13 protein-coding genes are annotated in these 13,600 nt (G+C 66.1%); 2 read left to right on the plus strand and 11 right to left on the minus strand.

The genetic code is table 11. From position 1 onward, the window contains the following. Positions 1-7: 7 nt before the first annotated feature. Positions 8-1,672, plus strand: a complete 1,665-nt coding sequence (gene pgm / locus ACT5M9_RS19400) for a phosphoglucomutase (alpha-D-glucose-1,6-bisphosphate-dependent) (protein ID WP_457979548.1) — start codon at positions 8-10, stop codon at positions 1,670-1,672. A gap of 74 nt (positions 1,673-1,746) precedes the next feature. Here pgm and ACT5M9_RS19405 read toward each other — a convergent pair whose 3' ends face one another. Then, the gene (locus ACT5M9_RS19405) at positions 1,747-2,628 is read right to left on the minus strand and encodes a DMT family transporter (protein ID WP_457979546.1); all 882 of its coding nucleotides are present in this window, start codon (positions 2,626-2,628) and stop codon (positions 1,747-1,749) included. 94 nt (positions 2,629-2,722) lie between these two features. Between ACT5M9_RS19405 and ACT5M9_RS19410 the strand changes: the two genes are divergently transcribed. Beyond that, complete coding sequence (locus ACT5M9_RS19410; RefSeq protein ID WP_457980601.1) at positions 2,723-3,205, plus strand: MarR family winged helix-turn-helix transcriptional regulator; 483 nt, start codon at positions 2,723-2,725, stop codon at positions 3,203-3,205. A 43-nt stretch (positions 3,206-3,248) separates the two neighbouring features. Here ACT5M9_RS19410 and mltB read toward each other — a convergent pair whose 3' ends face one another. From mltB to ACT5M9_RS19460, 10 genes are all read right to left on the minus strand, one after another. After that, positions 3,249-4,340 (minus strand): lytic murein transglycosylase B, encoded by a 1,092-nt coding sequence (gene mltB / locus ACT5M9_RS19415; RefSeq protein ID WP_457979544.1) that lies wholly within the window; start codon positions 4,338-4,340, stop codon positions 3,249-3,251. 95 nt (positions 4,341-4,435) lie between these two features. Then, entirely contained in the window at positions 4,436-5,041 is a 606-nt protein-coding gene (locus ACT5M9_RS19420; protein WP_457979542.1) for a CDP-alcohol phosphatidyltransferase family protein, read from the minus strand. Then, entirely contained in the window at positions 5,034-5,696 is a 663-nt protein-coding gene (locus tag ACT5M9_RS19425) for an ABC transporter ATP-binding protein (protein ID WP_457979540.1), read from the minus strand. Before ACT5M9_RS19425 ends, ACT5M9_RS19420 begins: the two co-directional genes overlap by 8 nt. Before the next feature lie 14 nt (positions 5,697-5,710). Then, the gene (locus ACT5M9_RS19430; protein ID WP_457979539.1) at positions 5,711-7,342 is read right to left on the minus strand and encodes an ABC transporter permease; all 1,632 of its coding nucleotides are present in this window, start codon (positions 7,340-7,342) and stop codon (positions 5,711-5,713) included. Positions 7,343-7,381: 39 nt separating this feature from the next. Beyond that, on the minus strand, positions 7,382-8,569 hold the full coding sequence (locus ACT5M9_RS19435; protein WP_457979537.1) for an ABC transporter substrate-binding protein: 1,188 nt from the start codon (positions 8,567-8,569) through the stop codon (positions 7,382-7,384). Positions 8,570-8,591: 22 nt separating this feature from the next. Further along, on the minus strand, positions 8,592-10,730 hold the full coding sequence (locus ACT5M9_RS19440; protein ID WP_457979536.1) for a dihydrolipoyl dehydrogenase family protein: 2,139 nt from the start codon (positions 10,728-10,730) through the stop codon (positions 8,592-8,594). Continuing rightward, positions 10,727-11,362, minus strand: a complete 636-nt coding sequence (locus ACT5M9_RS19445) for a carboxymuconolactone decarboxylase family protein (protein ID WP_457979534.1) — start codon at positions 11,360-11,362, stop codon at positions 10,727-10,729. Before ACT5M9_RS19445 ends, ACT5M9_RS19440 begins: the two co-directional genes overlap by 4 nt. 7 nt (positions 11,363-11,369) lie before the next feature. After that, entirely contained in the window at positions 11,370-12,056 is a 687-nt protein-coding gene (locus ACT5M9_RS19450) for a DUF1499 domain-containing protein (RefSeq protein WP_457979532.1), read from the minus strand. A gap of 329 nt (positions 12,057-12,385) precedes the next feature. Then, the gene (locus tag ACT5M9_RS19455) at positions 12,386-12,664 is read right to left on the minus strand and encodes a peptidylprolyl isomerase (RefSeq protein ID WP_349921608.1); all 279 of its coding nucleotides are present in this window, start codon (positions 12,662-12,664) and stop codon (positions 12,386-12,388) included. A gap of 118 nt (positions 12,665-12,782) precedes the next feature. Continuing rightward, a complete protein-coding gene (locus ACT5M9_RS19460) occupies positions 12,783-13,157 on the minus strand; it encodes a hypothetical protein (RefSeq protein WP_438549920.1) in 375 nt (124 codons plus the stop codon). Between the last annotated feature and the right edge of the window lie 443 nt (positions 13,158-13,600).

The following is a 13,600-nucleotide window of genomic DNA, read 5'->3' on the forward strand; positions in this document are numbered from 1 at the left end:
AAACGCCATGGCACAGCATCCTCACGCCGGCAAGCCGGCTCGTCTTTGCGATCTGACCAACATCCCCCGTCTGGTCAGCGCCTACTACCTGAACAAGCCGGACATGAGCCGCCCCGAGCAGCGAGTGGCCTTCGGCACCTCCGGCCATCGCGGCAGCGCCCTGCACAGCGCCTTCAACGAATCTCACATCCTGGCGGTGACTCAGGCCCTGGTGGAATATCGCCAGCAGGCCGGCATCACAGGGCCCCTGTTCGTGGGCATGGATACCCACGCCCTGTCGGAGTCCGCCTTCGCCAGCGCGGTGGAGGTGCTGGCGGCCAACGGGGTCGAGACCCGCATCCAGGCCGGCCTCGGCTTCACGCCGACCCCGGTCATCTCCCACGCCATCCTGCGCCACAATGCTGGTAAAGAAGGGGCGGGCAAGCCGGCGGCCCTGGCAGACGGCGTGGTGATCACCCCGTCCCACAACCCACCGGAGGACGGCGGCTTCAAGTACAACCCGCCCCACGGTGGCCCCGCCGAGGGTGAGATCACCAAGTGGGTGGAAGATCGCGCCAATGCGATCCTGGAGGCGAACCTCGCAGGGGTGAAGCGGATGCCCTTTGCCGAGGCGCTCAAGAGCGCTCTGGTTGTCGAGCACGACTACGTCACCCCCTATGTGGACGATCTGGAGAACGTGCTGGATCTGGCGGCCATCAAGCGTGCCGGCATCAAGATAGGGGTTGACCCCCTCGGCGGCTCAGGCGTCGCCTACTGGGACGTCATCGCCAAGCGTTACGATCTCGACATCGAGGTGGTCAACTACCGCGTCGATCCGACCTTCTCCTTTATGACGCTGGACAAGGACGGCAAGATCCGGATGGACTGCTCCAGCCCCTTCGCCATGGCGGGCCTGATCGCGCTCAAAGACAAGTTCGACATCGCCCTTGGCAACGATCCTGACTACGACCGTCACGGCATCGTCACCAAGGCCGGCCTGATGAACCCGAACCACTACCTGGCGGTGGCCATCCAGTACCTGTTCACCCACAGAACCGGTTGGGCAAAAGAGGCCGCCGTCGGCAAGACGCTCGTCTCTTCCTCCATGATCGACCGGGTCGCCGGCGAGATCGGCCGCACCCTGAAAGAGGTGCCGGTCGGCTTCAAGTGGTTCGTGGATGGCCTCTATAGCGGCGAGTTCGGCTTCGGCGGCGAGGAGAGCGCAGGCGCCTCCTTCCTGCGTAAAGACGGCACCGTCTGGACCACCGACAAAGATGGCTTCATCCTGGCCCTGCTGGCCGCCGAGATCCTGGCCGTCACCGGCAAGGATCCCCAGGCCCACTACGATGCCCTGGAGGCCAAGTTCGGCCGCTCCAGCTATCGCCGCATCGATGCCCCGGCCAACGGCGCACAAAAAGCCGTGCTCTCCAAGCTGGATCCGGCGCTGGTGGAAGCCTCTACCCTGGCGGGTGACCCCATCCTCGCCAAGCTGACCAAGGCCCCCGGCAACGACGCCGCCATCGGCGGATTGAAGGTCGTGACCGAACACGGCTGGTTCGCGGCGCGCCCCTCCGGTACCGAGTCCATCTACAAGATCTACATGGAGAGCTTCAAGGGCGAATCCCACCTGGACCTGATCCAGCAGGAGGCTCAGCTGATCGTCTCCGCCGCCCTGGCCAAGGCCGGCGTCTGACCCTTTCTGGCATCAACCCATGTGAATGAGGAGCCCTGGTGGCTCCTCTTTTTTTATGTCGTTTTTGGCACCTGTTAACCGTTATCAGTTCTATCGGTGGCGGCCTTGCGGGTCTGCCAGCGTTTGAAGAAGGGGCGGGCCGGCAGCTTCATCAGGAACAGGGAGAGCAGGATCACCCCGATGCCGAGCCACTGGCGACCATCCAGGCTCTCTCCCACCATCAGCACCCCGAGGGACACCGCCACCATGGGGTTGGTGAGGGCCAGCATGCCCATCACCTCGGGGCCGTGACGCTTGAGGCCCCAGAGCCAGGCCCAGTAGGCGAGCGCCGTGTTGAGCAGGATGAGCCAGCCAAAGGCGGGGGCACTCGCCAGGTGAGGCATCGGCATGGGCCCCGCCAGCCACCAGGCGATCGGGATCAGCATGAGGCCGCCGAGCAGCAGCTGCCAGGCAGTGAGGGCCAGCAGATCGCTCACCGGCCAGCGCTGCATCCAGCGACTGGATTGACCGATGAGCACGGTGGCGAGCAGGGCGCAGGCTACCCCGACGGGATCTAGATTGGCGGAGGGGTTGAGCAGCAGCAAGACACCGGCCAGCCCCATCAGCCCCAGCAGCAGCCACTTGAGGGTGGGTCTTTTGCCATCCTGTAGCCAGGCCAGCGCCATCAGGATCAGCGGCAGGGTGGCGCCCAGGGTGCCCGCAACGGCGCCTGGCAGGCGGAAGGCCGCCACGAACAGCAGGGCGAAGAAGGCGGTGATGTTGCAAAACGCCAGCAGGAATTGGCGGCTCCAGGTGAGCGGCGGCCAGCGCGGATGCAGCAACAGCAGCAAGACGCCGGCGGGCAGCGCTCGCCATACCGCCACCCAGTAAGGGGAGTAGTCGGTCAGGTAGAGGCTGACGAGGGCATAGGTGCTGCCCCACAGCAGGGGGGCGAGCAGGGCGATCAGCAGCGGCATGGTTATCTCATGAAGAAGTATCTTTAAGTAAAGATACATTAGCCACGAGTTGGTTTATTATCAAGTATCTTTATGAAAAGATAGTGGAGCCATGATGGAGACAGATCACGTGGATCAGCTGCTGGGGCAATGGGCCCGGCAGCGGCCGGATCTCGACTGCAGCCCCATGGGGGTGTTTGGGCGGGTGGCGCGGATGGCTGCCATCGCCGGGCGCGAGATCAACGAAGAGCTAAAAGAGTGCGGCCTGCTGGGCTCGGACTTCGACATTCTGGCGACCCTGCGCCGCGCCGGTGAGCCGCTGACCCCGACCGCGCTCTACCAGTCCGCCATGCTCACCTCGGGGGCCATGACGGCGCGCCTCGACAAGCTGGCGGAGCGTGGCCTTATCGAGCGGCAGGCCGCCCCGAGCGACAGGCGGAGCCTCCTGGTCTGCTTGACGGCAGAGGGACGGGAGCTTATCGATCTGGCGGTGGAGCGGCACGTGGCGAACGAGCAGCGCCTGCTGGCACCGCTTAGCGAGTCTGAGCAGACGCAATTGGCGGCCTTGCTCAAGCGCTGGCTGCTGGAGAACGAATAGCAAAACGGGCCTGATGGCCCGTTTTTACGCTTTAGCAGGATGATCAATAACTGCCCTTGGCATCCCTGACCGCCAGACCCAGCTGCCACACCGCCATGGCGTAGTGGGTGCTGTGGTTGTAGCGGGTGATGGCGTAGAAGTTCGGCAGGCCGTACCAATATTGATAGCCGGTCCCCACGTCCAGACGCAGCAGGCTCGCCTCCTTGTGGTTGCCCAGGGATGCGATGGGGGCGAGGCCGGCACCGCGCAGGGTGGCGACCGGGTAGCGGGTCTGGAAGCCGTGTTCATAGCCGGGCAACTGGCCCTGGCCGCGCACTGCCACCGGTTGTCCCTTCTCCCAGCCGTGGGCCTTGAAGTAGTTGGCGACGCTGCCGATGGCATCCACCGGATCCCAGAGGTTGGTGTGACCGTTGCCGTTGAAGTCCACCGCATAGCTGCGGAAGCTGGATGGCATGAACTGGCCATACCCCATGGCACCGGCGTAGGAGCCCTGCGGCTCGGCGGGATCCATGCCCTCGTCCCGGGTCATCACCAGGAAAGCCTCCAGCTCGCCGGTGAAGAACTCGGCCCGGCGCGGATAATCGAACGCCAGGGTCGCCAAGGCATCCAGGATGCGGGTCTTGCCCATCACCCGACCCCAGCGGGTCTCCACCCCTATGATGCCGACGATGATCTCCGGCGGCACCCCGTAGATCTGTTGCGCCCGATTGAGCTCGCTCTCGTATTCGCGCCAGAAGTTGACGCCGTTCTGGACGTTGTCCGGGGTGATGAACTTGGCGCGGTAGCGATTCCAGGCACCGGTCGGCCCTGTGGGGGGCGTGCTGGTCGGGGCCTGGGCATCCATCAGACGGATGATCCAGTCATAGCGCTGGGCCTGGGCCAGTACCTGATGCAGCTCGGCGTCGTTGAAGCCGTGCTTCTGCACCATGCGCTGCACGAACCTGTCCACGTTCGGGCGATTGGCGAAATCCCCCTTGCTGACCTCCTGGCTGTACATCGGTTTGCTCGGCGGCGTCTGATTGATGAAGGCGCTGTTGGGCTGTGGCTTGACCACGGGCTTGGGTGCCGGTGTGCTGCTGCAGCTCTGGAGCAGCGGCAGGGCGGAGAGGGTGAGAAGGCAGACAAGGCGGTGCATAGGGATCTCAAAAGGCCTGAAACTGAGTGTCGTCATGGTAGAGCATTGGCGCCGGTGCGCAAGTGCCGAGTCGCATCGCCACCTCTCAAATGAATCTAGTCCCGCAGGGTGTGATAACCGCTCCAGAGCCGGGTGAGCGTGGTGATGAGGCAGAGCAGGGCGAAGCCGTAGGCAAGCGCCGGGAAGGCGACGGGCCAGAGGCACATCAGCACGAACAGGGCTAGGGTCTCGCTCCCCTCGGTGAGGCCGCCGAGATAGTAGAGGGACTTGTGGTGATAGACGGGATTCTCGATCCCCCGTTTGCCCGCCATGATGGCAAAGGCCAGGAAGCTAGACCCCGTGCCCATGAAGGCGAACAGCAGGGTGGCGGCGGGCAGGGCATTGGCGGGGGTTGTGAGGGCAAATCCCAGCACCACGGCGGCGTAGAAGATGAAATCCAGCGTGATGTCGAGGAAGCCGCCGCAGTCTGTGATGCCATTCAGGCGCGCCACTGCGCCATCCAGCCCGTCCAGCAGCCGGTTCGTGAGGATGGCGAGCAGGGCCCAGCCGTGCAGCTCCAGCGCCAGCAGCGGCAGGGCCAGCATGCCGATGGCAAAGCCGGCGAGGCTTATCTGGTTGGCGCTCACCCCGGCCCGGCACAGGGGGCCGGCCATGAGCGCAAGGGGGCGACGAATAAGGGGAATGATATGGCGATCAAGCAAGGCTTTGTTCCTCGAAGGGTAGGAGATTGAGTATGGCGCCCGGCGCATCCTCTTCATCGTGGGTGACCAGTATGGCCGGGATCCGGCGCGCGGCGATGCGCTCGAATACCTGGGTGCGGAACGCGGCGCGCAGGGGTTTGTCGAGGCGCGAGAAGGGCTCGTCCAGCAGCAGGGCCGAGGGCTCGGCGAGCAGGGTGCGCATCAGGCTGACCCTGGCCTTCTGGCCGCCGGAGAGCTGGCCCGGCAGCTTGTCGGCCTCGGCGGCCAGCCCCACCTCGTGCAGGGCCGTCAGAGCTGCCTCCCGTCTGGCAGTCATCCCCCTGAGATGGGCGGGCAGACCGAACATCAGATTCTCCGCGGCGCTCAGATGGGCGAACAGCAGATCTTCCTGGAACAGCATGCCGATGTGGCGCTGTTGGGGCTGCAACGCCGTGAGTCGCCGCTCACCCAGGTACAGATCACCCTCCAGCCGGAACGGGCCTCTTCCCGTCAGCACGCCGGGCAGCACACCAGCCAGCGCCGCCAGCAGCGAGCTCTTGCCGCAGCCGCTCGGCCCCATCAGGGTTAGCACCTCGCCGGGGGCCACCTCAAGGGCGGGCAGTGCCAGCAGCAGGCGATCGTCGAGATGGAGGTGCAGGGGGGAGGAGTGCAGCATCGGGAGGTCTCGGGTTAGCGGGCGCTCTTGAGCGCCGGGTTGAGTTGGGCGGGCAGCCAGAGTACCAGGGCATACACGCAAAGAGGCAGCAGCAGTTGCAGCAGGCCGTAGAGCCCCGCCAGCCGCCGGTTGAGGCCGCTGCCGATGGCCACCGCCTCGGTGGTGATGGTGACCACCCGACCGGCCCCGAACAGCAGGGTGGGCAGGTACTGGGCCAGGCTGACCGCCGCCCCGACCCCGAAGGCGAACAGCAGCGGCCGCGCAAGCAGGGGGGCCTTCACTCGCCACCAGGCCCGCCAAGGGCTGGCGCCGAGCAGCAGGGCCGCCTGGCTGAGGCGACCGTCAAACTGGCGATAGGGGCCGTGCAGGCAGAGGTAGACATAGGGCGTCACGAACAACAGTTGGCTCCAGAGCACCCAGCCCCAGCCTATGCCCCCACCCAGCCCGTCGATTTGCAGCCGCAGGCCGAACAGCAGGCTGGCCTGTGGCAGCAGCAGGGGTAGGCAGATGAGCCAGAGTGGCCAGGGGCGCCGGCCCTGCTGCGCCTCCAGGCTGAGGATCACCAGCAGCAGGGCCATGGTGGCGGAGGCGAGGGCGAGCAGCAGGCTCTGCCCGAGCAGGGGGGCCAGGGTCGGCAGCAGATCCTGCCAATACTGGCCACTCCACTGGCTCGGCCAGAGCGCCGGAAAAGGCCAGCGCCGGGTCAGGGACCAGAGCAGCAGGCTGGCCAGCACCAGCAGGTTGATGGCGAGCAGGCTCCACACCAGGAACCCGGTCCAGTGATGACTGAGTGGGGGGCGGGCTCGCCTCACCCCATTGAGGCTATGTGCCTTGCCCATATTCAGATGACCCCACTCCAGCAGCCGCAGGGCGGCGAGCAGCAGCAGGTTGGCGGCCAGCAGCAGCAGGGCGCCGCTGGCGCTGACACCACGCCAGCCGAGATCCGGGTCCTGATACCAGAGCCAGAGCCGCACCGCCAGGGTGGGCGGCGCATCGGGCCCCAGCAGTTGGGCGATATCCACCACGGCCAGGCCATAGGCGGCCATCGCATAGAGGGGCAGGCGCAGGGCGGGCCAGAGGGCGGGCAGCAGCAGTCGCCACCAGATCTGGGGGGGGCTGAATCCCATGGTCTGACCAAGCCACTGCTGGCGGGCCACCCTGGCAGGGTCCAGGGCCGAGAGCGCCATCAGCAGCAGGAAGGGGGTCTCCTTGAGGATGAGGGCGGCGATGAGGCCGAGCCCGAGGGGATCGCGCACGCTCTGCCAATCCGGCGGCAATTCGAAACCGGTGAGAGCGGGGGAGAGCAGGCGCAGAAACCAGCCAGAGGGGGCGAGCAGGAAGGCAAAGCCGATGGCGAAGGCGACGTGGGGCATGGCCAGCAGAGGGGAGAGCAGGCGGCGCAGCCAGCACATCCAGGGCCGCCCGTCCCCCTGGGCGAGCACCAGTGCAGTTAGCAGCAGGGCTCCCAGGGTGGAGGCTCCCGCCACCCAGAGACTGAGCATGAGGGAGTGCCAGAGCCCGGGCTGGTCCAGCAGCAGGCGTAGATTGTGGACGGCCAGACCCTCGGCCAGCAGCAGGAAGAGGCCGCCCACCAGGGGGGCCCCGAACAACAGGGCACAGAGCAGGATGAACAGGGTGCGCCCCATGGTCAGCGGGCTGCCATCTCGATGGGTTTTGTCAAAGGGTCAATGGCCATAACGCTCGGCCCAGGCCGCTTCCAGTCGCAACTGCCAGCTAGGGTGGGGTTCGGCTTGCGCCTTGAAGCGCAGGGCCGGGGCCGAGCCTGCGGGTAGGGCATCCCTTCGCAAGACGCTGGGATCCCCCCAGACGGCGGGATCGGCCTTGCGGGCCTGGGCGGCGGGACTCAGCAGGAAGTTGGCCACCACCTTGGCACCGGCCCGGGCGCTGGCGTTGAAGGGGATGGTGAGGAAGTGACTGTTGGTCAGGGCCCCCTTGGCCATGGCCACGGCCTTGACGCCCGGCGGCAGGGTGCCGTTTTGTACCGAGCTTTGGGCCTCAGAGGGATTGAAGCTGATGGCCATGGCGAGCTCGCCATCGTCCAGCAACTGCTTGGTCTCGGCGGCGCCGGTGGGGAACAGCTTGCCCTTGCGCCAAAGGCTGGGGTGAAGCACATCGAGCCAGGCCCAGAGGGGGGCACTCAGCCGATCGAACTCGGCGTCGGTCGCCTCCCGGTAGAGAGGCGCGGGATCCGGCGTCAACTCCAGCAGGATCTGCTTGAGAAAGCTGGAGCCGTGAAACTGGGGGGGCTTGGGATAGGTGAAGCGGCCGGGGTGGGCCTTGGCCCAGGCGAGCAGGGCCGCCGCCGAGGTAGGGTGCGTGCCGACCTCCTCCTCATTGACCATCAGATTGAGCTGCCCTATGCCCCAGGGGGCCTCCAGTCCGTCCACCGGCACGGTGAAGTCCTCCGTCACCGGCAGTTGCCCATCCACCAGGGCCATGTTCGGCAGCTCATTGGTAAACGGTGCCCCCAGCAGCCCCTGTTCCTTGAGTGCCTTGAAGTTCTCGCCGTTGACCCAGAGCAGGTCGATGGGCCCTCCCGCGTTTTTGCCCGCCTGCTGGTTGGCGAGCAGCTGGCTGACGCTCTGGGCGATGTCATCCACCTTCACCTGCACCAGCTTGACCCCGTACTGGCGCTGGATCTCGGTGCCCGCCCACCGCAGGTAGGCGTTGATCTCAGGGCTTCCCCCCCAGGCGTTGAAGTAGACGCTCTGGCCCTTCGCCTCCTGCAGGGTCTGCTGCCACTGGGGATCATCCGCCGGCGCAGCCTGCAGGGAACCAGCCATCAGCAGGGGCAGGGCGGCCAGTCGCAGGGGGCGCAGCAGGGTGCGAAGCCTGGAGAGAGTTTTGGGCATGATGATGACCTCGTACATAGGTTCAGACGCCACGGCGCCAACGGTGATAACGGGCTAGCCAAGGCAGCAGGCGCCTGGGCTGATGGGCTCGTTGCCAGGTCCCAGCCAGGTATTTGTTCCCCTCCACCAGGGTGGGGTAGGGATGAATGCAGGAGAGGATCTTGCGAAGGCCTAGCCCCTGTTTCATGGCCAGCACGAACTCCGCTAGCCGCTCCCCGGCCGCTTCGCCTACCAGGGTAGCGCCGAGGATCCTGTCCTTGCCGGGCACCGTCAGCACCTCGACGAATCCCGAACGTTCCCCATCGGCGATGGATCGGTCGAGCTCCGCCATCTCGAAGCGGGTCAGTTCGAAGGGGATGCCTCGGGCACGGGCTTCCCGCTGGTTCAACCCTACCCGGGCGATCTCAGGGCTGGTGAAGGTGACAGTTGGGATCACGCGATAGTCGGCTCTGAAGCGTTTGAAGGGGCCAAAGAGTGCGTTGACGGCGGCGTACCAGCCCTGGTGGGCGGCCACGTGGGTGAACTGATAGGGTCCCGCCACGTCCCCCACCGCCAGCAGGCTGGGATAGGGGGTGGCGAGGTACTCGTCGACCCTGATGGTGCCGTCCGGGGAGAGGGGGATCCCCAGCTCCTCCAGTCCGAAGCCGCTGACGTTGGCGACACGGCCGAGGGCCAGCAAGAGCCTGTCCCCTTCGATGATCATTTGCTTCCCCTCCCGGGTGAGGTGCAGGTGCAGCGCCTCTTCGCGTCCCTCGACCCGCTCGGCGCGCCAGCCGGTGAGTACCCGCACACCGTCTTCTTGCATCCGGGCCCGCAACAGGGACGCGACCTCGGGTTCCTCCCTCGGCAGCAGCTGATCTGCCAGCTCCACCAGGGTGACGGGAACCCCGAGCAGAGCCAGGCTCTGGGCCAGCTCGCAGCCAATGGGGCCGCCCCCCAACACCAGCAGGTGGCGGGGCGCCTCCCGCAGTTGCCAGAGGCTGTCCGAGGTAAGGTAGGGAACCTCCGCCAGCCCCGGCAGATCTGGGACGCGGGGCCGTGCGCCGGTGGCGATGACGATGTGGCGAGCGGACAGGCGCCGGCCGTTCACCTCCAGCTCCCAGGGGGAGACGAGGCGGGCGGCGCCTTCGATGCACTCCACCCCCAGCCCCTGATAGCGCTCCACCGAGTCGTGGGGCTCGACGGTCTTGATCACCTCGGCCACCCGGGCCATCACGGCGGCGAAGTCGGCCCGGGACTGGGCTGGGGTGAAGCCGAATTCGGCCGCACGGCGCTGCTCGGCGGCGAAGCGAGCGCTTCGGATCAGCGCCTTGGAGGGGACGCAGCCGGTATGGAGGCAATCCCCGCCCATCCTGTGCCGTTCGATGAGCCCGACCCTGGCCTTGACTGCGGCGGCGATGTAGCTGGTCACCAGGCCGCCGGCCCCGGCGCCGATGACCAGAAGGTTGTAGTCGAAGCGGTCGGGTTTGCGATAGGGGGCGTGGAGGCGGCGCAGGGCCAGTCGTTGCATCAGCACCTTCATCAGCCAGGGCATGAGCCCCAGCAGGGTCAGCGTCAGGATGAGGCCGGGGGAGAGGATGTTGCCCGTGCTGGTGAGGGTCGCGAGCTCAGCGCCCGCCAGCACATAGACGAAGGTGCCCGGCAGCATGCCGAGCTGGCTCACCCAGAAGTAGGTGCTGACTCTGATGGGGGTGAGCCCCATCAGCAGGTTGACCAGAAAGAAGGGGAAGAGGGGGATGAGGCGCAGGCTCAGCAGGTAGAAGGCCCCATCCTTTTCCATCCCCTGCTCGAATTGGGCCAGCCGGTCGCCAAAGCGCCCCCTGACCCAGTCCCGCAGCAGGAAACGGGCGCTGAGCATGGCGAGGGTGGCGCCGAGCGTGCTGGCAAAGGAGACCAGCAGCAGCCCCCAACCGACGCCGAAGACGGCGCTGCCCGCCAGGGTCAGCAGGCTGGCCCCGGGCAGGGAGAGGGCGGTGCTGAGCACATAGAGGGCCAGGAACAGCAGCGCCGCCTGGCCGAAGTGGGCCTCCACCCAGGCGGCGCCATGGGCCTGGCGGGCCTGTAACTCGGGCAGGCTCAGGTAGCGGCCGAGATCCAGGGCGAAGAAGGTAGCGATCAACCCCAGGATAAGCAGCAGCAACAGCAGGCGAGAGCGACTCATTGCTGGGGTTTATCCTGCCGGGGCGGGGTTACCTGCTCGGTTGCCGGTTCGGCGCCGCCGGCTGTATCGGGTGCCGGGTCGCGTATGGGCTGCACCGGCAGCTGGCAGAAGCCCTGGGGCGCTATGTCGAGGGCGGCGTTGAACTTGGCGGACATGTTCTGGAAGGCGATGAGACCGGTCAGCTCCACCAGGGCGTCGTCATCGAACCAGGGCTTGAGGCGTGCGGCCTGCTCGTCGCTGACCCCGTCCAGCCCCGTCATGGCCTCGGTGTAGTCGAGCACGGCCCGTTCCCGCTCATCGAACAGGGGGCTGGTGCGCCACTGGGCCAGGGCCTCGACTTTCCCGCTGGAGCCCGCCCGCTTGATGAGCGTCATGGCGTTGATGTCGACGCAGAAGCGGCACCAGTTGAGTTGGGAGACCCGCACAGTGACCAGGGAGCGCAGCACGGGATCGATGGGGGAACGCTTGCGGTTGATGACCCCGTACAGGGTCGCCACGGCGGCGAACAGGCGGGGGGAACGGCCCCAGCACTTGCCGGGGATCAGCACCTGGCCATAGTTGCGCTTCTGCAGCCAGAAGAAGGGGCGGATAAACCAGGCGTAGTCCTGATCGGGTTTCACCTCGATGCGCATCTTGACCTCAATCTTTCATCTTGGGTTTATAGGCCTGGCCGAGTCGCTCGTTCAGGCGCTCCTTGAAGTCCAGGATCCGGGCGCGGTTGACCCCGAGATCGCTGCGGCCCTGGCGGGAGGCGGAGCGCATGTCGACTCGGGTCTCCTTGGGACCCTGGAAGATACGCAGCGCCACGTCGTCCTCGAATCCGAACCAGGGACTGGTGACCACGGCGTCGAGCCCGCTCGGCGTCTCCCTGACGCGCCAGCCGAGCTCAGTCATCAGCTCCTCGGCCTCGGCCAGCACCTCGGCGGGGGACGCCTGGGTATAGAGAGGACCGGGGTTGCCGGTAAATGCTTGCAAGGGCGCGGGATTGATCGGCAGATCCTGCGCCGTTCTGAGCTCTTCGGCCCAAGCGAGGCGGGGAGGATGGTAGGGATCCGTGCTGACGTCGTTGGTCAGCGGCGCGCGCAGCGCCTGCACCAGGAACAGCAGGGGCAGCAGCAGGGGGGCTATGCCCCAGAGATCCGGCCACAGGTTGGTGGTGCGGCGACGGCGCCAGGGCAGGCGCAGCAGCAGGCAGAGGCTGAGGAGGGCGCCGCCCAGGCAGAGGATGAAACCCGCCCACCAGGGCCAGAGATGGGTGCGGCTGCCGAGGGCTCCCCCCAGGGGCAGCAACCAGGCCAGCAGGGGCCACCACAAATAGCTGGGCATATCAGGGATCCACGGATTTTGATGGACAATGCTCAGAAGGATAAACTTAATTGCCTGATAACGTTAGTAAATTAATCCATCTCGCACAGCTTTTCACCCCGGCGGCGGCTCAGTCAGACCCGGTGGAGGGCCAGGTAGAAAGGCAGGCAGAGAGCCGGGTCCGGGTGGCGATACAGGGCGGCGGCATAGGATCGCGCTATCGGCGGGGACGCCGGCAAGGCGCAGGGAGTAGCAGGGGGAGAACCGGGTCGCAAGGCGGTTGGCAAGGCATGGCTCGGATCATTTACGAGGGGAGCAGGGGCGGTGAAACACCCCCCCTGCCTCGCAGCTCAGCTGCGGTAGAGCACCTTGATGAGGTGAAAGCCGAACTTGGTGCGCACGGGGCCGAGCACGGTCAGGAGCTCCCCCTTGAACACGGCATCGTCAAACGCCTTGACCATGTCCCCCTTGGAGAACTCCCCCAGATCCCCGGAGCGCTTGCCGGACGGGCAGGTGGAGAAGCGCTTGGCCATCTGGCCGAAGTCGGCGCCCTTCTCGATCTTCTCCTTGATCTCGAGACACTGCTTCTCGGTCTTGACCAGGATGTGCTGGGCACAGGCTTTCTTCATGGGGGGCTCCTCGGCGGATGACAATGGCTGAACAGGGTTGGCTAAAAAACCAGGGGCGCAAGATTACCCCAAATCGGCCGGGGCGTCAGCCGCCGATGGCTGAGGAGCTGCGCTGTCTTCAACCTCGGGCGTTGGCGGCCAGCCGCGCCCGGGGACGGGCCTGCCAGAGGATCTCCAGCCCCAGCAGGGCGTAGAGGCTCCAGATGGCCAGCGGGTTGAGCCATTCACCCCCGAGCTGCAGGGTGAGCAGGGCGCCGCCGGCGAGCAGCAGGGTAATGCCGGGCAGGCGCCAGTGGGCGGGCAGGGGGGCCAGCAGGGCCATCCCCAGCAGCAGGGCGAGGCCGAAGGGCAGGTTGAGGGCGGTGAAGGCCAGCGCCTGTTGTCCGCTCATGCCAGTCAGCAGGGCCAGCAGGGCGCTACAGCAGGCCAGGAAGGTGATGAATTCGAGTCGGTCGGCGATGTAGTCCGCCATCTGTTCGCTACGCATGGGCATGGGATCTCTCCTGCAATGGATGGGATCAGTGTGGGGCAGGGGGGTCGCCAGTGGCAGCGGGATAAATCGATTGGATTGAACGATGCTTTCAGATTTTCGGTTCAAGTTGTTGATTTAAACTTGTTTTCCGAACAAATGGCGACTGGCTAAGCGCGCCGGATGCAGGCATGATGTCAAGTAGCGCTTGACTCTCTGAGGGGCCGGGAAACCGCCGATCCGACAGAGGCTGTCGCGCGGAGACATTGGGGGAGCAGCCCGACTCCCTGGGGACGAGAAAGGGTCCCAGCGCCGTTTTTTTACCCAAGGCTGCCGAGAGAGTGTCCAGTTTCGCCCCCTGAGGGCGGGGTTTTCGCCGACGCCCCCTGATTAGGGGCCCGGCTTGGGGCAAGCCGCTGCCAGAATAGAGAGGGAAGCATGGGGGCATGCGCTGCTGCTCCGAGAGC

This window comes from Aeromonas sp. AE23HZ002T15 (assembly GCF_054165525.2).